Annotated in this window: 16 protein-coding genes, 5 tRNA genes and 1 rRNA gene; 16 read left to right on the top strand and 6 right to left on the bottom strand. The window is 58.2% G+C overall.

The window, feature by feature from the left end; all coding sequences use genetic code 11:
- Positions 1 to 40 precede the first annotated feature (40 nt).
- Positions 41 to 1,078 (top strand): diacylglycerol/lipid kinase family protein, encoded by a 1,038-nt coding sequence (locus ACLI1T_RS09520; protein ID WP_411702519.1) that lies wholly within the window; start codon positions 41 to 43, stop codon positions 1,076 to 1,078.
- Here the strand turns inward: ACLI1T_RS09520 and ACLI1T_RS09515 are convergent.
- A complete protein-coding gene (locus ACLI1T_RS09515) occupies positions 1,075 to 1,899 on the bottom strand; it encodes a DUF2993 domain-containing protein (protein WP_023023819.1) in 825 nt (274 codons plus the stop codon). The genes ACLI1T_RS09520 and ACLI1T_RS09515 overlap by 4 nt on opposite strands.
- A 33-nt stretch (positions 1,900 to 1,932) precedes the next feature.
- On the opposite strand from ACLI1T_RS09515, the gene mshD reads away from it, so the two are divergent.
- The 5 genes from mshD to pstB all read left to right on the top strand — a co-directional run bounded on the left by mshD (position 1,933) and on the right by pstB (position 7,108).
- Positions 1,933 to 2,835, top strand: a complete 903-nt coding sequence (gene mshD, locus ACLI1T_RS09510) for a mycothiol synthase (protein WP_411703313.1) — start codon at positions 1,933 to 1,935, stop codon at positions 2,833 to 2,835.
- 226 nt (positions 2,836 to 3,061) lie between these two features.
- A complete protein-coding gene (gene pstS / locus ACLI1T_RS09505; protein ID WP_023023815.1) occupies positions 3,062 to 4,168 on the top strand; it encodes a phosphate ABC transporter substrate-binding protein PstS in 1,107 nt (368 codons plus the stop codon).
- A 135-nt stretch (positions 4,169 to 4,303) separates the two neighbouring features.
- Positions 4,304 to 5,356, top strand: a complete 1,053-nt coding sequence (pstC, locus tag ACLI1T_RS09500) for a phosphate ABC transporter permease subunit PstC (protein ID WP_411702518.1) — start codon at positions 4,304 to 4,306, stop codon at positions 5,354 to 5,356.
- A gap of 12 nt (positions 5,357 to 5,368) precedes the next feature.
- On the top strand, positions 5,369 to 6,283 hold the full coding sequence (gene pstA / locus ACLI1T_RS09495) for a phosphate ABC transporter permease PstA (protein ID WP_023023811.1): 915 nt from the start codon (positions 5,369 to 5,371) through the stop codon (positions 6,281 to 6,283).
- Between the two features lie 51 nt (positions 6,284 to 6,334).
- The gene (gene pstB, locus ACLI1T_RS09490; RefSeq protein ID WP_005279626.1) at positions 6,335 to 7,108 is read left to right on the top strand and encodes a phosphate ABC transporter ATP-binding protein PstB; all 774 of its coding nucleotides are present in this window, start codon (positions 6,335 to 6,337) and stop codon (positions 7,106 to 7,108) included.
- Between the two features lie 81 nt (positions 7,109 to 7,189).
- Here pstB and phoU read toward each other — a convergent pair whose 3' ends face one another.
- Together phoU and dusB are read right to left on the bottom strand one after the other, a co-directional pair.
- Positions 7,190 to 7,918, bottom strand: a complete 729-nt coding sequence (gene phoU / locus ACLI1T_RS09485; protein ID WP_349853235.1) for a phosphate signaling complex protein PhoU — start codon at positions 7,916 to 7,918, stop codon at positions 7,190 to 7,192.
- Between the two features lie 58 nt (positions 7,919 to 7,976).
- Positions 7,977 to 9,122, bottom strand: coding sequence for a tRNA dihydrouridine synthase DusB (gene dusB, locus ACLI1T_RS09480; RefSeq protein WP_411702517.1), 1,146 nt, complete (start codon positions 9,120 to 9,122; stop codon positions 7,977 to 7,979).
- Between the two features lie 192 nt (positions 9,123 to 9,314).
- On the opposite strand from dusB, the gene ACLI1T_RS09475 reads away from it, so the two are divergent.
- Complete coding sequence (locus tag ACLI1T_RS09475) at positions 9,315 to 10,817, top strand: acetyl-CoA hydrolase/transferase family protein (RefSeq protein ID WP_349887356.1); 1,503 nt, start codon at positions 9,315 to 9,317, stop codon at positions 10,815 to 10,817.
- Positions 10,818 to 10,943: 126 nt separating this feature from the next.
- Positions 10,944 to 11,016 (top strand) — tRNA-Lys (locus ACLI1T_RS09470).
- 31 nt (positions 11,017 to 11,047) lie between these two features.
- On the opposite strand, the gene ACLI1T_RS09465 is transcribed toward ACLI1T_RS09470, so the two are convergent.
- Entirely contained in the window at positions 11,048 to 11,380 is a 333-nt protein-coding gene (locus ACLI1T_RS09465) for a metal-sensitive transcriptional regulator (protein ID WP_023023790.1), read from the bottom strand.
- 82 nt (positions 11,381 to 11,462) lie between these two features.
- On the opposite strand from ACLI1T_RS09465, the gene ACLI1T_RS09460 reads away from it, so the two are divergent.
- From ACLI1T_RS09460 to ACLI1T_RS09440, 5 genes are all read left to right on the top strand, one after another.
- Positions 11,463 to 11,538, top strand: a tRNA-Glu gene (locus ACLI1T_RS09460).
- Positions 11,539 to 11,573: 35 nt separating this feature from the next.
- Positions 11,574 to 11,647: transfer RNA gene (locus ACLI1T_RS09455), tRNA-Asp, on the top strand.
- A 191-nt stretch (positions 11,648 to 11,838) separates the two neighbouring features.
- A tRNA-Asp gene (locus ACLI1T_RS09450) sits at positions 11,839 to 11,912 on the top strand.
- A 19-nt stretch (positions 11,913 to 11,931) separates the two neighbouring features.
- Positions 11,932 to 12,004: transfer RNA gene (locus ACLI1T_RS09445), tRNA-Phe, on the top strand.
- 56 nt (positions 12,005 to 12,060) lie between these two features.
- A complete protein-coding gene (locus ACLI1T_RS09440) occupies positions 12,061 to 12,342 on the top strand; it encodes a GNAT family N-acetyltransferase (RefSeq protein WP_411702516.1) in 282 nt (93 codons plus the stop codon).
- Positions 12,343 to 12,391: 49 nt separating this feature from the next.
- Here ACLI1T_RS09440 and epsC read toward each other — a convergent pair whose 3' ends face one another.
- Positions 12,392 to 12,955, bottom strand: a complete 564-nt coding sequence (gene epsC / locus ACLI1T_RS09435) for a serine O-acetyltransferase EpsC (protein WP_239268312.1) — start codon at positions 12,953 to 12,955, stop codon at positions 12,392 to 12,394.
- 82 nt (positions 12,956 to 13,037) lie between these two features.
- Positions 13,038 to 13,973, bottom strand: coding sequence for a cysteine synthase A (gene cysK / locus ACLI1T_RS09430; protein ID WP_023023783.1), 936 nt, complete (start codon positions 13,971 to 13,973; stop codon positions 13,038 to 13,040).
- A gap of 265 nt (positions 13,974 to 14,238) precedes the next feature.
- Here cysK and ramA point away from each other — a divergent pair, with 265 nt between their 5' ends.
- The 3 genes from ramA (at position 14,239) to ACLI1T_RS09415 (ending at position 18,500) form a co-directional block, all read left to right on the top strand.
- A complete protein-coding gene (gene ramA, locus ACLI1T_RS09425) occupies positions 14,239 to 15,078 on the top strand; it encodes an acetate metabolism transcriptional regulator RamA (RefSeq protein ID WP_005279642.1) in 840 nt (279 codons plus the stop codon).
- A gap of 21 nt (positions 15,079 to 15,099) precedes the next feature.
- The gene (gene murA / locus ACLI1T_RS09420) at positions 15,100 to 16,368 is read left to right on the top strand and encodes a UDP-N-acetylglucosamine 1-carboxyvinyltransferase (RefSeq protein ID WP_023023781.1); all 1,269 of its coding nucleotides are present in this window, start codon (positions 15,100 to 15,102) and stop codon (positions 16,366 to 16,368) included.
- Positions 16,369 to 16,981: 613 nt separating this feature from the next.
- Positions 16,982 to 18,500 (top strand): 16S ribosomal RNA (locus ACLI1T_RS09415).
- The last annotated feature ends 175 nt before the right edge of the window (positions 18,501 to 18,675 follow it).

Here is an 18,675-nt window from a genome sequence, read left to right as displayed (position 1 = left end):
AGTCGTGCCGGGGGTGCTTTAACTACTAGACTGGGCTGTTGTGCATGCGCTGATGATTTCCAACCCCAATTCGACCTCGCAATCCAACGGGCTCTTTCGCCAAATCGTGCCCACGTTGCGGGCCGTCGAAGGCATGCACCTATTGGTGAAATTCACCCATTACCCAGGGCATGCAGAGGACATCGTCCGGGGGCTGACCAGGGATGATTATGATGTCATCATTGTCGTGGGCGGCGATGGCACCGTCAATGAGATCGTCAATGGCCTGCTGGGCCCAGCCGGTGAGGATCTCCCCAGCCCTGACGAGGTACCGGCACTCGCAGTCATTCCCACCGGGTCCGCGAACGTCTTCGTCCGCGCCCTCGGTTTTCCCAATACGCCGGTCGAGGCCACCCACGTTTTGGCCCGCATGCTAGAGCGCGATCTGCGCCGCACCATTTACCTGGGCACCTGGAACGACCGCTGGTTTGCCGTCAACGCCGGTTTTGGCATGGACGCGGACGTCCTCGCGCGCGTGGACCGCGCCCGCGAACAAGGCTTTTCCGCCACCCCGTTGCGCTACCTCAATGTGGCCATTCGGGCCTGGCTGCGCGCGCGCCGCAACCCGCCGCAGATTACGGTGTACGCGGAATCCCGTTTGGGGCAAACACTCCATAAAAAGGACTTCCCGCTCCTATTTACCTCTAATACCAACCCTTGGACCTTCTTGGGCCCCTTGCCGGTAGTGACCAACCCGCGCAATTCCTTTGATGAGGGTCTGGCCCTTTTTGGGTTGGAAAAGCTCAGCGGCGTGCGCGGGGTCATCGGCCTGCTGCACCTCTTTGGCGCCGATAAACACGGCTGGCTCAAGCGGCTGGTGAAGGAGAAGACCCTAGGCTTTGATGATGCCAAGCGCGTCGAGCTCGATTGCCACTCCCCGCAGCGCTTCCAGGCCGATGGCGAATCCGAGGGGACCTTCCGCCACGTGACGCTGACCTCTGTGGCCGATGCCATCGAGGTCTACGCGCCGCAAGACAGGCGGCAGGTGGCCCAGCGCTCCGTGCAGGAAGTGCTGCGGGACTTTATTCGCCTTCGTTAGGATTCGTCCTCATCTGGGGCAGGACCTACCTTATTGGCGGTATCGGCCGCCTTCTTTTCGGCCTCTTCAACGGCCCGTTGCTCCGAACCCTCGATTTCCAGCGGGGATAGCTGAGCCATCTGGACCTTGATATTGCGGCGCTGGACCTCAAAGTAAAGGGTTCCGCCCTGCAGCCTTACCATCGTGGCCTGCGCCGGCAGCGGGAGCTCGCGCGTATCGAAGTTGAGGGAAAACGCCTCCTTGAGGCGCGGATCATCGGTGCCGTAGACCTCCATGCGAAACTCCGGGCCCACTAGCCGCAGCGTGACCATCGCGGTGGACTTTTCCTTATCGCCGGGCAGGGTGCCGGTAAGCTCCGCCTCGGCAGAAACGCCGCCGGAGGGCGAAATATCATCCGGGTTGGCAATGGAGAGATCGGTAATGCCCAGAAGGCGCCCTAACGCCACGCCGTCCAGGGAAATGCCGCGCGAATATGTGGATACGGGCGCGCCTTCAATATCGCCGTTTACTACCTGCTCAGGGGTAACGGTGATATCGCGCAGCACGGTCGAGGCATTGACCATGCCCAGCTTGGGAACCTCCACGTCGAGCGCCTTGACCTGCAAGTAGGGGATTTCTTTAGAGCCTGCCGCCAACAGGTACGGGGTGCCGCCGATATACACCTGGGGGGAGTTTTCCAGCCGCGAGTTCTCCTTTACCTCCTGGGCAATCTTGTGCTCAGAATGCATGGCCACGCAGGCATCGGCCACCCATGCGGCAAAGACCACGCCCACCAGGATGAGGACGTGGACAATGCGCCGGTCGACTTTGACTACACTCACGCCTTCAAATTTAGCCTACGTATTATGGACACCATGAATATCACCGAAGAAAACCTCCCCGCCTCCCCAGAGCTGGCGGGCAGCCTGGAAGAACTGGCAGCGCACGCGGAAAAGGCCGATGGTATCGCCCCGCTTTCGGAGCAATTCCTCAACGGCCTGCGCGATGAGCGCCTGCACCATAAGCACTTGGTGGCTTGGCTGGATGGCGAGCCCATTGGCGTATCCAGCCGCGAGGATTCCACCGCGGAGCTTTTTATCGCCCCCGATTATCGCGGCAAGGGCTATGGCACCGCGCTTTACGATGCCACCGCTAACGCCACCACCAACCTCGAGACCTGGGCGCATGGCAACGGCAAGCCCGCTCAGGCCTTGGCTGAATCCCGCGACTTGAATGTCACCCGCACCCTTGTGGTCATGGGCATCGATGGCAGCGATCTAGATAGCGCGGCGCACGTAGGCGAGCTGCCGCTGCAGGCCGCTAATTACAGCGAGGCGGTGGACAAGTGGGGCAAGGACACCGTGGAAAGCGAGTGGCTGCGCGTTAATAACGAGGCCTTTTCTTGGCACCCAGAGCAAGGCGGCTGGGATTTAGAGCGCCTGCACCGCGGCATGGAGGCCGAGTGGTTTGATCCCCGGGATGTCTTGTTCTTCTGGGACGAGAAAGAGCAGGGGCACCCGACCCTGGCCGGTTTCCACTGGACCAAGTGGCACGAGGAAGAAGATCCCGGGTTTGGTGAAGTCTACGTGGTGGGCCTTGCGGAGGCGTACCGCGGCCAAAAATTAGGCGGACCATTGCTGCAGATTGGCCTGCGCCGCATGGTAGAAAAGGGAGCTCAGCGGGTTATTTTGTACGTGGAAGCGGACAATGAACCGGCACTGAAGGCCTACAAGCGCCTAGGCTTTTCCGTTGATGAAGAGCATGTCGTCTGGGGCTAGTGTGATTAAGGTCATGTCAACTTTCTAGCTTGTTCATTAATTGTTTACCTCACGGCACCCTGCTGGTTAATTCCTCCGGTTAGCTTTACTGATTGTGAGAAAGCCGCACCTGCGCACCTGCACCCCGCTTCCGAAGAGCGGACGTGGGATGTAGGTTCCCCTTTTTTATGGGGATGCGGTTTCCTCGGACAATCAATCTCTGATCTGCACCGGAAAGGGTTTTCCCGTGATTCGCAACTTCAAGCGCTCTGCCGCTATCTTCGGCCTCGTGGTCGCTACCTCTACCGCTCTCGTAGCTTGTTCTGAGGACACCTCCTCTGACTCCTCGGGTTCCTCCGACGGCAGCGGCGTCGCTGGCGAGCTTGTTGGTGAGGGCGCATCCTCCCAGCAGAACGCAATGTCCTACTTCGGCACCGCCTTCGCAGAGGACAACCCAGACGCAAACCTGTCCTACACCGCTTCCGGTTCCGGTAAGGGTGTTGAGGCTTTCATCAACGGCCAGGCAGACTTCGCTGGTTCTGACTCCCCGTTGAAGGAAGACGACGGCCAGATTGAGGCCGCCAAGGAGCGTTGCGACGGCAACGACGCATGGCACCTGCCTTCCACCATCGGCCCGGTTGCCATTGCTTATAACCTGGGTGACCAAGAGATCAACCTCTCCACCGATACCATTGCCAAGATCTTCAAGGGCGAGATCAAGAAGTGGAACGACGAGGCCATCGCCGCTGATAACGAGGGCGCAGACCTGCCGGACACCGACATCCACGTCATCTTCCGCTCTGACGAGTCCGGTACTTCCGATAACTTCCAGAAGTTCCTGAACGCCTCCACCGGTAACTGGGACGGCGAAGGCAAGCAGTTCCCTGACGCTGTAGGCGAGGGCGCAAACGGTTCCTCCGGCGTTGCTGACCAAGTAGCAAACATCGAGGGTGCCATCACCTACGTTGAGGCCGGCTTCGCTGACCAGAAGGAAGCTGACGGCGTCAAGAAGGCCAAGATCGACTTTGGCAACGGCCCGGTTGAGCTGAATGACGACACCGTCAACAAGGCCCTAGAGAACTTGGAGTTCAAGGACACCGCTTCTGAGAACGACATGGTCGTTGACTCCAAGGCTCTCTTCGCTTCCGATGTTGAGGGTGCATACCCGCTCATCCTGACCACCTACAACATCGTCTGCTCCGCTGGCTACGATGACGAGACCGCTGAACTGGTCAAGACCTTCTTCAACGACGTTCTGGATCACCAGGATGACCAGTTGGCAGAGCAGGGCTTCATCCCAGTTAAGGGTGACCACCTTGACCGCCTGAAGAGCGCTGTTGACGCACTGCAGTAACGCGTAAACCCCGCTTTAACTCGCGAAATAACATTCCGCCCGCCCCCACTGCCGCCCTCGAGACGCGCTTTGGGGGCGCAGGCATGTACATCGCATGTCCCTTTGTTCCACTTCAAATAAGGATTAGTACGTCTCATGGCAGACAATAATCTCACCCAGACATCGACCTCGGAGGCCCTTCCCGTCTCTGGCGCCGAACAGCCTCATACCCGTGGCGATAATGAGACTGACTTGGCTACCTCCAGCTCCGGTAGCTCCGTCAAGCGCCCCGGTGACCGCATTTTCGAATTCCTCTCCACGGCCTCTGCCACGCTGATTACCGTGATGATCGCGGCGATTGCCGCCTTCCTCATCTGGCGTGCCGTCCCCGCGCTCAGCGTGAACGAGAATGGCCTACTGGGCTTTTTCACCCACGGTGAACGCTGGGAGACCACCGATACTTCTGCGATGAAGTTCGGTATCCCGACCATGTTCGGCACCACCGTCCTCATCTCGGTATTCGCGCTGATTCTGGCCATGCCAGTCGCGCTTGCGATTGCCATCTTCTTGTCCAACTACGCCCCGGCCCGCTTGGTTAAGCCACTGGGTTTCTTGGTGGACATGCTGGCCGCAGTGCCGTCCATCGTCTACGGCCTGTGGGGTTGGCAGGTCCTTGGCCCAGCCCTGTCCAGTTTCTACACCTGGATGGAGTCCTGGGCCGGTGGGTTCTTCCTGTTTACTCATTACGATAATTCGCCCGCCTTTGCTACCGGCCGCAACCTCTTCACCGGTGGCATCGTGCTCGCCGTGATGATTTTGCCGATTATCGCCGCCACCGCCCGCGAGGTCTTCGTGCAAACGCCTCCGGGCCAGATCGAGTCCGCCTTGGCACTGGGCGCTACGCGCTGGGAAGTCATCCGCATGACCGTCCTGCCCTTCGGCATGTCCGGCTACGTCGCCGGCTCCATGCTGGGCTTGGGCCGCGCTCTGGGTGAGACCATGGCGCTGTACATGGTGGTCTCGCCCCTGGTGGACTTCCGCTTCTCGCTTTTCGATGGCGGTACCACTTTCGCCACGGCCATCGCCCTCGCGGCCGCCGAGTTCGGTAACGAGACGCGCGCCGGTGCCTATATCGCCGCCGGTTTGATGCTGTTCTTGCTGACGTTTGTCGTCAACGCCATTGCCCGCGCCATCGTGAAGAGCAAGTAAGGAAGGACAACAATGACTACTACGACAAATAACAAGCCCGCCTCCGCTGGTGGGGCAACCTTCCTGGACATCTCCGGTTCCCGCAAGGCGGCTAATAGCATTGCCACCGTCGTTGTATGGGGCGCTATGGCTTTGGCGATGGTCCCTCTGATCTGGGTGCTGTGGGAGCTCATTGCTCGCGGTAGCGGCGTGATTTTCTCCGCTGACTGGTGGACGCTGTCCCAGCGCGGCGTGATGAATAGCGCCGAAGGCGGCGGTGCCGCCCACGCCATCGTCGGTACCTTCGTGCAAACCGCCCTGGCTTCCATCCTCTCCATCCCGATCGGTATCTTCACCGCCATCTACTTGGTGGAATACTCTAAGGGTGGCTGGCTCGGCCGCATCACCACGTTCATGGTGGACATCCTGTCCGGCGTGCCCTCCATCGTGGCCGCGCTATTCATCTTCGCCATGTGGATCACGCTCTTCGGCTTTGGACGTTCCGGCTTTGCCGTCGCCCTGTCCTTGGTCCTATTGATGATCCCCATCGTGGTGCGCAATACCGAAGAGATGCTGCGCGTGGTTCCCATGGACCTTCGCGAGGCCTCCTATGCCCTCGGCGTGCCCAAGTGGAAGACCATTGCACGCATCGTGCTGCCGACAGCCCTGTCCGGCATCGTGACCGGCATCATGCTGGCCATTGCTCGCGTGATGGGTGAATCCTCGCCAGTGCTGGTCTTGGTTGGTTCCTCCTCGGTCATCAACTGGGATGCGTTTAAGGGCTCGCAGTCCTCACTGCCGCTGATGATGCTTGATATGTACAAGGCGGGCGCGCAGCCTGCCGTGCTGGATAAGCTGTGGGGCGCAGCGCTGACGCTGGTTATCCTCATCGCCATCCTCAATATTGCGGCGCGAGTAATTTCCGCGAAGTTCTCGGTCAAGAAATAGCCGCACACGATTCCGCCACTTTTACACCCCTCAAGAGGAGAAACCTCCACAATGTCTAAGCTCGAGCTCAATGACGTCGATATTTTCTACGGCGATTTTCACGCCGTACAGAACGTAAATATGCAGATCCCGGCGCAGGCCGTGACCGCCTTCATCGGCCCGTCCGGCTGCGGTAAGTCCACCGTGCTGCGCACCTTGAACCGCATGCACGAGGTCATCCCGGGTGCATCCGTCAAGGGCGAGATCCTGCTCGATGGCACCAATATCTACGGGCCCAAGGTCGACCCAGTTTCCGTGCGCAATACCATCGGCATGGTATTCCAGAAGGCTAACCCATTTCCCACCATGTCCATCGAGGACAACGTGGTTGCTGGCTTGAAGCTGTCTGGTGAGAAGAATAAGAAGAAGCTCAAGGAAGTAGCCGAACAGTCCCTGCGCGGCGCTAACCTCTGGGACGAGGTCAAGGACCGCCTGGATAAGCCGGGCGGCGGCCTCTCCGGCGGTCAGCAGCAGCGCCTGTGCATCGCCCGCGCGATTGCCGTGGAACCAGAAGTGCTGCTGATGGACGAGCCCTGCTCCGCTCTGGACCCAATTTCCACCTTGGCCGTGGAAGATCTTATCCACGAGCTGAAGGAAAACTTCACGATCGTCATCGTGACCCACAACATGCAGCAGGCCGCCCGCGTGTCCGATAAGACCGGCTTCTTCTCCCTAGAAGCTACCGGCAAGCCGGGACACCTGGTGGAGTTCGATGAAACCACCCGAATCTTTGAGAACCCTTCCCAGAAGGAAACCGAAGACTACATCTCTGGCCGCTTCGGCTAAAGGTAGACTCTGATTGTCCGAAAAGGGCGGTACCTCCAGCGCAGGAAGGTACCGCCCTTGTGGCAGTTTTATTAGCGTTTATTAGCGGCGGAATTGGCGCTCTAATTCGTTCATGCGGGCCTCGAACTCGGCGTCCTTTTGATCCTCTTGGAGCTTTCTTTCAAACTCTTCTGGCAATAGGCCGGTGGCAAAGTAAATGATGCGCCCAGCCACGGAGACGCAGTGGTCCGCGTAGCGCTCGTAGTAGCGGGTAATCTGCGCCGTCTCTACGGCCTGGCGCACCGTTCCTTCCCAGTCACGCTGGGTGAGGATGCGCAGCAGGTGGTGGTTAATATCGTCCACCGCATCATCATCGGAACGCAGGTTGACGGAGAGCTCGGCATCAGGGGTGACCAAAATATCGTGCACCACCGAACCCATTTCCTGGGTCAGGCGGAACATCTCTTCCATGAATCCGAGGTATTCAGCGGGCACGACGGCCTCAGGGTGGCGACGGCGCGCGGCATCGGCAATGTGCTGGGCCAGTTGGCCCATGCGGAAAAGATCCTCAACGATGTAGATGGAAGAGACCACCTGGCGCAGATCCTGGGCCATGGGATTTTCTAGAGCCAGAAGCTTTACCGCGCGTTCGGAGCAGCGGGAGCGAATCTCATCGAGTTCCTCGGTGAGGCTAAGCGCTTCCTCCGCGGGTTCCAGGGCGCAATCGAGCAGCGCCTGGGAGGCCTGATCCATGATGGTGCGGACGGTATCGCACATGACGATGAGGTCGTGCGAGAAGTTGTCCAGATGTTCACGGTAGGCAGTACGCATGCAGGAAATGATAGCTCACAAACCGCGCAACTGCTTGCTGAGTCACACCAGTGTGGGTTTAGCCGCCGGAGTTATAAATATCAGCGCCGACCGGAACGAATTCATCCTCGGGGTCATCGAGCCAGCCATCGGGAAGCGCGACCTTGGAGGGCGAGCCCTGGCGCCCGCGCGCACCATCGGCATCGGCAGCCAAAGCATCAGAATCCGCCCAGGGCGCCAGCAATTCGCGCAGGCTCTCTAAGGAATCCACCTTGGCCAAGCCGGCGCGCACCTGCCCGCCGACGGGGAAGCCACGCAGGTACCAGCCAATGTGCTTGCGGATGTCCCTGGATGCGTGGTCCTCGCCCTCATGCTGCGCGAGCAGTTCCGCGTGGCGAAGAATAACCTGGGTGACCTCGCCCAAGGTGGGCTCGGCGGGGATGGACTCGCCGCGCAGGGCAGCGCCCAGCTCCGCGAAAAGCCACGGCCGGCCCAGGCAGCCGCGGCCCACCTGCACGCCATCGCAGCCGGTGGCCTCCATCATGCGGCGGGCGTCATCGGCACGGAAAATATCGCCATTGCCCAGCACCGGAACACCGGTGTCCGCGAGGTGCTCCTTGAGCCGGGCGATCTCATCCCACCGGGCATCGCCGGAATAGCGCTGCGCGGCCGTGCGACCATGCAGGGTTACGGCGGCGGCGCCGGAATCCACGGCGATGCGCCCTGCATCGAGGTGCGTATGGTGCTCGTCATCAATGCCCACGCGCATCTTCACCGTCACGGGGATATTCGTGCCTTCGGTGGCCTTGACGGCAGCGGAGACGATATTGCCAAAGAGGCGGCGCTTATAAGGCAGGGCAGAGCCGCCGCCACGCCTGGTTACCTTCGGAACGGGGCAGCCAAAGTTCATGTCGATGTGGTCGGCCAAATTCTCATCCACGATGATCTTGGCTGCTTTATAGGTATATTCCGGATCCACCGTATAAATCTGCAGGGAACGCGGATCTTCATTCGGGGCAAAGGTGGTCATGTGCATGGTTTTCTCGTTGTGCTCCACCAGGGCGCGCGCGGTGACCATCTCGCAGACATACAAGCCCGACACCGTCCCGGTACGGGCCAGCTCCTGTTCCCGGCACAACGTGCGGAAAGCAACGTTGGTTACCCCCGCCATGGGGGCGAGGATGACGGGGGAGGAGAGATCATAGTTTCCAATGCGCAAATTCACGCCCTAATTGTGCTCGTTAACCGCAGAAATTAGCAACTGAAACGAAGGTGGCGGTCACTGAGGAATCCCATTATTGGGGTGAAAGTCACAAAATGATGGTGGCGAAAACGTTAATTTTCGCTACTGTGGTCTGTGTAACTAAATTGGGTTGGCCGTAACGGCGGTCTACTCGTATATGAAGGAGGATGACAGTTGTCCGATAGAATCGCATACGCCCCGTTTGAGAAGCTCGTAGTTTCTGCAGAGGAGGCTGCGAAGTACGTCAACAATGGTGACCGCGTAGGAATCTCCGGCTTCACCGGTGCAGGTTACCCCAAGGGCCTGCCTACCGCCATTGCAGATAAGGCGAAGGCACTGCACGAAAAGGGTGAAGAGTTCAAGATTGACCTCTTCTCCGGTGCTTCCACCGCCCCTGACTGCGACGGTGTTTTGGCAGAGGCAGAGGCCATTAACTTCCGCTCCCCATACAACTCTGACCCGCTGCTGCGTAAGCAGTTCAACGACGGCACCGCGCTCTACCAGGATATTCACCTGTCCCACCTGGGCCAGCAGGTGGAAGAGGGCTTCTACGGTGACTTCCAGGTAGCCATTATCGAGGCCGTACGCATTACCGAGGAAGGCAATATCGTGCCGTCCTCCGCAGTGGGCAATAACCTCGAATTCGTCGAGGCTGCAGACAAGATCATCATTGAGATCAACGAGTGGCAGTCCGAGAACCTCGAGGGCATGCACGACATCTACCGCATCGACAAGCTGCCTAACCGCCAGCCCATTCCGATTAACAAGCCGGGCGACCGCATCGGTACCACCTACATGGAGATCCCGGAGGAGAAGGTCGTTGCAGTGGTCAAGACCAACTCGGCAGACCGCAACGCTCCATTCCGCGAGCCGGACGAGACCTCTGAGAAGATCGCCGCTAACTTCATCGAGTTCTTGGAGGGCGAGGTTGCTGCAGGCCGCCTCGAGTACGACAAGTTCATCATGCAGTCCGGTGTGGGTAACGTACCGAACGCCGTGATGGCAGGCCTTTTGGACTCCAAGTTCGAAAACATCCAGGCATACACCGAGGTTATCCAGGACGGCATGCTGGACCTTATCGATGCCGGCAAGATGACCGTGGCTTCTGCAACCTCCTTCGCGCTGTCGCCAGAGTACGCAGAAAAGATGAACGCGGAGGCGGACCGCTACCGCAACCACATCATCCTGCGCCCGCAGCAGATTTCCAACCACCCTGAGGTCATCCGCCGCGTCGGCCTGATTTCTTCCAACGGCATGATCGAGGGAGATATCTACGGCAACATCAACTCCACCAACGTGTCCGGGTCCCGCATCATGAACGGCACCGGTGGCTCTGGTGATTTCACCCGTAACGCGTACATCTCCACCTTCGTGTCCCCGTCCATCGCGAAGGATGGTGCCATCTCCGCTCTGGTTCCGTTCGTGTCCCACACGGACCACACCGAACACGACACCATGGTCATCATCACCGAATACGGTGTGGCTGACCTGCGTGGCTTGGCTCCAAAGCAGCGCGTAGAGAAGATCATCGCCGTGGCTCACCCGGACTACCGTCCGCTGTTGGAGGAGTACTACGAGCGTGCGAAGGAAAACAAGTTCCAGCACACCCCGCATGACTTGAAGACCGCCTTCGACTTCCAGGTTAACTTCATGGAAAAGGGTGACATGCGCGGTTAATCTCCACCGCCATGGCAAAGGAGGGCCTCCCGGCTGGGAAGCCCTCCTTTTGCTTTGTTTGGATCCTCTCAGGAGAGGGGTTAATTAGGAGATCTAAAAGTCAACACGCTAATATAGAGCGACGTTGGGCCTTTAGCTCAGTTGGTAGAGCTACGGACTTTTAATCCGCAGGTCGTGGGTTCGATCCCCACAGGGCCCACATCAGGAGCCGCCTTCGGGCGGCTCCTTTTCTAGTTTTTCACGAGCTTCTTAATGGCGTGCATAGCCTCCGCTAGCTTCTCCTTAGCCACCTCGCCGTCCTCGGCCGCCGCACCGGCCACACAGTGCTCTATGTGGTCCTCTAAGAGCGCGAGAGAGACGTTCTCTAGCGCGGATGTCACCGCCGAGATTTGGGTGATGATATCGATGCAGTATTGGTCCTCATCGACCATGCGATGAATCCCGCGCGCCTGGCCTTCGATGCGCTTCAGGCGCGCCAGATAACGCGCTTTGCTCTTACTATCGGCGTTGTATCCGTGGATATCCGGCTCGTGGCAGGAACAGGTTTTCTGCTGCTCAGACATGGTTAAAACTCCTTCTGGGGGAGCGATTTTGTTTCTTGGTGATGTCTCCAGTATATTTCTAGAAGTCGCCAAGAAGCGACTGGCCCCCATCGTCTAGCGGCCTAGGACACTGCCCTTTCACGGCAGCGGCACGGGTTCGAATCCCGTTGGGGGTACCAACACCTTTGTGTTGGTACGAAATAATTTCTCATTTGGCCTTGTGGCGCAGTTGGTTAGCGCGCCGCCCTGTCACGGCGGAGGTCGCGGGTTCAAGTCCCGTCAAGGTCGCATTCTGAACAGTACACGCTTCGGCGGGTACTGTTCTTTTTGGTTTTGCAGGCTGCTTGCTGATGCCACCTCAGCATCACTGGGGCATCGGCAAGCGGCGGAAAAACGGCGTTGTAGTGCTGATTTGTGTTGTTTCTAGGCGCCTGTGTAAAGTAACTACCCGTGCCCAAGGGGCACACAAAACTGAAAATGGCCTTGTGGCGCAGTTGGTTAGCGCGCCGCCCTGTCACGGCGGAGGTCGCGGGTTCAAGTCCCGTCAAGGTCGCGGAAACCTTCGGGTTTCTGGCCAGATAGCTCAGTCGGTAGAGCACACGCCTGAAAAGTGTGGGGTCGCCAGTTCGATCCTGGCTCTGGCCACAACTATGGTCCCTCCTTATTATCAAGGAGGGGCCATTTTTGGTTTAATGGGGGACATGGAAAAAGCAATTTCTCATCAGACCGATTTGTCCCGTTTCGTGCGTACCGTTGATGGTGTGGAAGCGGGAATCTGCGAATACGTAGATTCCGGCGATACCCGCGAGTTCAACCACACGGTCATCGGGGACGACTTCCGCGGTCAGGGCTTGTCCTCCCCGCTGATTAAGGAGGCCCTCGATGAAACCCGGGCTGCCGGCATGAAGGTCATCGCCACCTGCTCTGCCGTGGCGCACTTTATGGACAAGAACCCCGAATACCAGGATCTGCTGCGCGGTTAAGCACAGCAAAAAGCGGCCCACACAAGACTGTGGGCCGCTTTTAGTCTATTTAGATGTAGTAGTCCGGATCCACGAGCTTGACCCGCTCATGCCTATTTGAAGGCCGATTCTTGGCGGGGATGCCCACGGCGATGTGATCGGCCGGTACATCCTTCGTGACAACGGCATTGGCACCGATGGCGGAACCGGCCCCGATGGTGATGGGGCCTAAGACCTTGGCGCCCGCGCCGATGGTGACGTTATCTTCCACCGTGGGGTGGCGCTTGGTCTGGGTGAGCACCTGACCGCCGAGCGTCACGCCGTGGTAGAGCATGACGCCATCGCCAATTTCCGCGGTTTCGCCGATGACAATGCCCATCCCGTGGTCGATAAAGAAGCGGCGCCCGATGGTGGCGCCTGGGTGGATCTCGATGCCGGTAAAAAAGCGATTAATTTGGGCCAGGATGCGCGCAGGGCCCCGCAGGCCGCGCTTCCACAGCCAGTGGGACACGCGGTGCGACCAGATGGCGTGCAGGCCGGAATAGACGATCGCGTTTTCAACGTCGCCACGGGCAGCTGGGTCATGGTCGCGGGCATTGGCTAAATCTTCGCGGATATATTTAATAATGCTCATGCGGACTATAATACTGGTCACAAAAAGGCACCCGCCAAGCTTGACGGGTGCCTTTTATTCATGGACTAGGTTGCGGGGCTAGTTATGCCTCGCGGATGTCCTCGAAAAGAACGGTGGAAACGTAGCGCTCACCAAAGTCCGGCAGGACAACGACGATGGTCTTGCCCTCGAACTCGGGGCGCTCAGCCAGCTTCAGCGCGGCGGAAAGGTTTGCACCGGCGGAAATGCCAACCAGCAGGCCTTCCTCGGTAGCAAGGTCGCGGGAAAGCTTGATGGACTCCTCGAGGGAAGCGGTCAGGACCTCATCCAGCTGCTCGCGGTCGAGCACGTCCGGCACGAAGTTGGCGCCTAGGCCCTGGATCTTGTGCGGACCTGCCTGGCCTTCAGACAGCACAGGGGAGTCAGCCGGCTCAACGGCTGCGAGGTAAACGTCTGGGTTCTTGGACTTCAGGTAGCGACCTGCACCGGTGATGGTGCCGCCAGTGCCGACGCCTGCGACGAAGGCATCGACATTGCCCTCGGCGTCGTCCCAGATCTCCGGGCCGGTGGTGGCCTCGTGGATCTTGGGGTTGGCCTCGTTAGCGAACTGGGAAGCCAAGATGGCGTTGTCGCGCTCGGCGACGATCTCGTTGGCCTTATCAACCGCACCCTGCATTCCGGCAGCGCCCGGGGTCAGGATGATTTCTGCACCGTATGCGCGAAGCAGGACCTTGCGCTCATTGGACATGGTCTCTGGCATGGTGAGGACAACGTCGTAGCCCAAGGTTGCGCCGGCCAGTGCTAGGGCAATGCCGGTATTACCGGAGGTAGCTTCAACGATGGTGCCGCCCGGCTTCAGGTCACCGGATTCCTCAGCGGCCTTGATGATGGCGAGGCCGATGCGGTCCTTCACGGAGTTACCAGGGTTAAAGGACTCCACCTTGGCCAGCACGGTGGCACCCTTACCCTCAGCCAAGCGGTTGATGCGGATAAGTGGGGTACCGCCGATGGTCTCTAGGACATTGTTGTAAATAGCCATTTATTAGGACTCCTTTGGGAATCATATTCGTGGTCAAATCAGGTACAAGCGCAAGGATACACTATTTAAGTAGACAGAGTGGTATATTTATTACAGACAACCCATTCGGGCATGGAATGTGGGATTCACGGCCGCGGAGACGAAGGGACGATTTCGAATTACCCCCACTTGCTGTCTATAATTCCACGTAGTTACCCGCTGCTCCCCAAGTTTTCGGGGATATCGGGTGCACCTACTTGGTTACCCCCGACGAGGAAAGAGTCTCATGGAGTCGCATCGCCTCAAAGATGATGAAGAATCCGTACGCGCGGCACTGTCGTCTCTCAAAACCGCCACCGGAATCCCAGTGACGATGTACGCAACATTATTGGCGGATAATCGCCTGCAAATTACCCAGTGGGTGGGCCTGCGTACGCCGGCGCTGCAGAATCTGCTTATCGATGCCGGCGTGGGCGTCGGCGGGCGCGTCATCACCACCCGCCGCGCGGTGGGCGTATCGGACTACACGCGTGCCACCACCATTTCCCACGAGAACGACAGCGTAATCCAAGACGAAGGCCTGCACTCGATCGTGGCCGTACCCGTTACCGTGCAGCGTGAAATCCGGGGAGTGCTTTACGTTGGAGTACATTCCCCTGTGCGCTTGGGGGATAAGGTCATCGAGGAAGTAACGATGACGGCTCGGACCCTAGAGCAAGATCTCGCGGTCAACTCCGCGATGCGCCGCGCCGATGGTGGAAAGGGAGGTGCGTCCCGCGGCCATGCGATGAACGGTGCGGAATGGGAACAGGTTCGTTCCACCCACTCCAAGCTGCGCATGCTGGCCAACCGCGTCGAGGACGAGGAGTTGCGCAAGGAACTCGAGGCGCTCTGCGATCAGATGGTCTCTCCCGTGCGCGTGAAGCAATCAACCAAGCTTTCCGCCCGCGAGCTCGACGTCCTCTCCTGCGTGGCACTCGGCCACACCAACGTGGAAGCGGCGGAAGAAATGGGAATTGGCGCCGAAACCGTCAAGTCCTACCTACGCTCCGTGATGCGCAAGTTGGGGGCGCACACTCGCTACGAAGCCGTCAATGCCGCCCGCCGGATCGGCGCGTTGCCCTGATAACCGGTAGCGTAGAAAGCTGTGAAAGATCAGTTTATTGTTTCCGGCGGTGCCCGTCTTGCAGGCACCGTCAAAGTAGATGGCGCCAAAAACAGCGTCCTTAAGCTCATGGCCGCCGCGTTGCTGGCGGAGGGGACGACGACGCTGACCAATTGCCCAGAGATTCTGGACGTACCTTTGATGAAAAAGGTACTCGAAGGCTTGGGCTGCGAGGTGACAATCGATGGCAGCACCGTCCGCATTACTACCCCTGCGACGCCGCAATCGAACGCGGACTTTGATGCGGTTCGCCAATTTAGGGCATCGGTATGCGTCTTAGGCCCACTAACCTCGCGCTGCGGGCATGCAAAGGTTGCGCTGCCCGGTGGTGACGCCATTGGCTCTCGCCCGCTTGATATGCACCAGACCGGCTTGGAAAAACTCGGCGCCACCACCCGCATTGAACACGGCGCCGTGGTCGCTGAGGCCTCCGAGCTTCGTGGCTCCACCATTCGCTTGGACTTTCCGTCCGTTGGTGCGACGGAAAACATCTTGACCGCCGCCGTCTTGGCCGAGGGCACTACTGTTCTTCACAATGCCGCCCGCGAGCCCGAGATCGTGGACCTGTGCGAGATGATGAAATCCATGGGCGCCAATATCGAAGGCGAAGGCACCTCCGAGGTCACCATCCACGGCGTGGACCGGCTTAACCCAACAGAGCACGAGGTCATTGGTGACCGCATCGTGGCCGGCACCTGGGCTTATGCCGCAGCCATGACACAAGGAGATATCACCGTTGGCGGTATTGCTCCGCGTCACCTGCACCTTCCGCTGGAAAAGCTGAAGTCCGCCGGTGCAGAGATTGAAACCTATGAAAACGGCTTCCGCGTGCGCATGGATAAGCGTCCTACCGCCGTGGATTACCAGACGTTGCCTTTCCCAGGCTTTCCGACGGACCTCCAGCCCATGGCCATCGGCATTTCCTCCATCGCCGAAGGAACCACCGTGATCACGGAGAACGTCTTCGAATCCCGGTTCCGCTTCGTGGACGAAATGCTGCGCTTGGGTGCCGATGCCCAAGTCGATGGCCATCACGTGGTGGTACGGGGTAAGGAACATCTTTCCTCTACGCATGTATGGAGTTCCGATATCCGTGCTGGAGCTGGCCTAGTCCTCTCCGCACTGTGCGCCGACGAAGCGACGACCGTTCACGATGTCTTCCATATAGACCGCGGCTATCCCCACTTTGTGGAGAACCTTTCGCGGCTTGGAGCCACCATCGAAAGGACGCAGGAAGAAGAAATCTTTTAATTAACCTTCCCCAGTACGCATTTTTCTCGTGTGTGCTGGGGATTTGTGCGTTTTTCGGGGTGGGGTGTAACTTTATCGAAGTCGCCGAGAGGTAGCCGGTTGGTTACTTTTTAGTGACTTTTTGTACTGGCTTGGCTTAAGGATTTGACTTGGTTCAGGTTGTTGGGTAAGTTAGTGCGAGCCGCCGATGAGAGGTTAACGTTTGGTTAATTTTCTTGTGGTGTGTGGATGTTGTTTGAGAACTCAATAGTGTGCCAATGTACTTATTTTTATTTTTGTGTGCATGGTTGTGTGTTGATTGGTCTGTTGGCCAGCGAATCTTATGGTGGTTTGTTGGTTGGTGTGTGCCGGTAAGGTGTTGTTATACGCATCTTTTTGAATACTGTTTAGTGTTTCGGCTGCATTGATGGATTGGTTGGCATGTGATTGTGTTCAACTTTTTGTCTCCTCTTTTGTGCCCCGTCGGGTTGGGGAGGCAATGATTTTTTCTTTGTAGTAATTTTTGGACGCCAGCATGGACCTGCTTTTGTGGGTTTGTGGTGGTTTGTTCTTTTGGTTAGGTTTGGGCTTTTCACGGCCTATTTTGGAATTTTGTTGTTCTGAAATTTTTCTTTTTGTGGAGAGTTTGATCCTGGCTCAGGACGAACGCTGGCGGCGTGCTTAACACATGCAAGTCGAACGGAAAGGCCCTGCTTGCAGGGTACTCGAGTGGCGAACGGGTGAGTAACACGTGGGTGATCTGCCCTGCACTTCGGGATAAGCTTGGGAAACTGGGTCTAATACCGGATAGGAGCCATCTTTAGTGTGGTGGTTGGAAAGTTTTTTTCGGTGTAGGATGAGCTCGCGGCCTATCAGCTTGTTGGTGGGGTAATGGCCTACCAAGGCGGCGACGGGTAGCCGGCCTGAGAGGGTGTACGGCCACATTGGGACTGAGATACGGCCCAGACTCCTACGGGAGGCAGCAGTGGGGAATATTGCACAATGGGCGCAAGCCTGATGCAGCGACGCCGCGTGGGGGATGAAGGCCTTCGGGTTGTAAACTCCTTTCGCTAGGGACGAAGCTTTGTGTGACGGTACCTAGATAAGAAGCACCGGCTAACTACGTGCCAGCAGCCGCGGTAATACGTAGGGTGCGAGCGTTGTCCGGAATTACTGGGCGTAAAGGGCTCGTAGGTGGTTTGTCGCGTCGTCTGTGAAATTCTGGGGCTTAACTCCGGGCGTGCAGGCGATACGGGCATAACTTGAGTGCTGTAGGGGTAACTGGAATTCCTGGTGTAGCGGTGAAATGCGCAGATATCAGGAGGAACACCGATGGCGAAGGCAGGTTACTGGGCAGTTACTGACGCTGAGGAGCGAAAGCATGGGTAGCGAACAGGATTAGATACCCTGGTAGTCCATGCCGTAAACGGTGGGCGCTAGGTGTGAGGGTCTTTCTACGACTTTCGTGCCGTAGCTAACGCATTAAGCGCCCCGCCTGGGGAGTACGGCCGCAAGGCTAAAACTCAAAGGAATTGACGGGGGCCCGCACAAGCGGCGGAGCATGTGGATTAATTCGATGCAACGCGAAGAACCTTACCTGGGCTTGACATACACTAGATCGCTGCAGAGATGTAGTTTCCCTTTGTGGTTGGTGTACAGGTGGTGCATGGTTGTCGTCAGCTCGTGTCGTGAGATGTTGGGTTAAGTCCCGCAACGAGCGCAACCCTTGTCTTATGTTGCCAGCATTTGGTTGGGGACTCATGAGAGACTGCCGGGGTTAACTCGGAGGAAGGTGGGGATGACGTCAAATCATCATGCCCCTTATGTCCAGGGCTTCACACATGCTACAATGGTCGGTACAACGCGCTGCGACACTGTGAGGTGGAGCGAATCGCTGAAAGCCGGCCTTAGTTCGGATTGGGGTCTGCAACTCGACCCCATGAAGTCGGAGTCGCTAGTAATCGCAGATCAGCAATGCTGCGGTGAATACGTTCCCGGGCCTTGTACACACCGCCCGTCACGTCATGAAAGTTGGTAACACCCGAAGCCGGTGGCCTAAACGTGTTAGGGAGCCGTCGAAGGTGGGATCGGCGATTGGGACGAAGTCGTAACAAGGTACCCGTACCGGAAGGTGCGGGTGGATCACCTCCTTTCTAAGGAGCTTTTTTATTGGGCTGCAGTTGCAGCCATGGCCCACAGTTGTGGGTTGCCCACCGTGTTTGATGGTGGGTTGGTGGTTGAGTGGGCGAGTGTTCTGCTGCCACCGAATTTGGAAATTCCGGGTAGGAGACACACCTTAATCAGCAGTATTAAGTGTTGAGACAGTGC

Origin of the sequence: Corynebacterium tuingiense (assembly GCF_046718165.1) — a bacterium.
Taxonomy (GTDB): Bacteria; Actinomycetota; Actinomycetes; order Mycobacteriales; family Mycobacteriaceae; genus Corynebacterium.
The sequence above is the reverse complement of the archived record's forward strand: the minus strand, read 5'-3'. Positions and strand labels throughout refer to the sequence as shown.

What these genes read in the sequence shown, in the direction of transcription:
- mshD (WP_411703313.1), top strand. Translation starts at nt 1,933, where the DNA reads ATGAATATCACCGAAGAAAACCTCCCCGCCTCCCCAGAGCTGGCGGGC.
- pstC (WP_411702518.1), top strand. Translation starts at nt 4,304, where the DNA reads ATGGCAGACAATAATCTCACCCAGACATCGACCTCGGAGGCCCTTCCC.
- pstA (WP_023023811.1), top strand. Translation starts at nt 5,369, where the DNA reads ATGACTACTACGACAAATAACAAGCCCGCCTCCGCTGGTGGGGCAACC.
- pstB (WP_005279626.1), top strand. Translation starts at nt 6,335, where the DNA reads ATGTCTAAGCTCGAGCTCAATGACGTCGATATTTTCTACGGCGATTTT.
- phoU (WP_349853235.1), bottom strand. Translation starts at nt 7,918, where the DNA reads ATGCGTACTGCCTACCGTGAACATCTGGACAACTTCTCGCACGACCTC.
- ACLI1T_RS09465 (WP_023023790.1), bottom strand. Translation starts at nt 11,380, where the DNA reads ATGTCTGAGCAGCAGAAAACCTGTTCCTGCCACGAGCCGGATATCCAC.
- ACLI1T_RS09440 (WP_411702516.1), top strand. Translation starts at nt 12,061, where the DNA reads ATGGAAAAAGCAATTTCTCATCAGACCGATTTGTCCCGTTTCGTGCGT.
- epsC (WP_239268312.1), bottom strand. Translation starts at nt 12,955, where the DNA reads ATGAGCATTATTAAATATATCCGCGAAGATTTAGCCAATGCCCGCGAC.
- cysK (WP_023023783.1), bottom strand. Translation starts at nt 13,973, where the DNA reads ATGGCTATTTACAACAATGTCCTAGAGACCATCGGCGGTACCCCACTT.
- ramA (WP_005279642.1), top strand. Translation starts at nt 14,239, where the DNA reads ATGGAGTCGCATCGCCTCAAAGATGATGAAGAATCCGTACGCGCGGCA.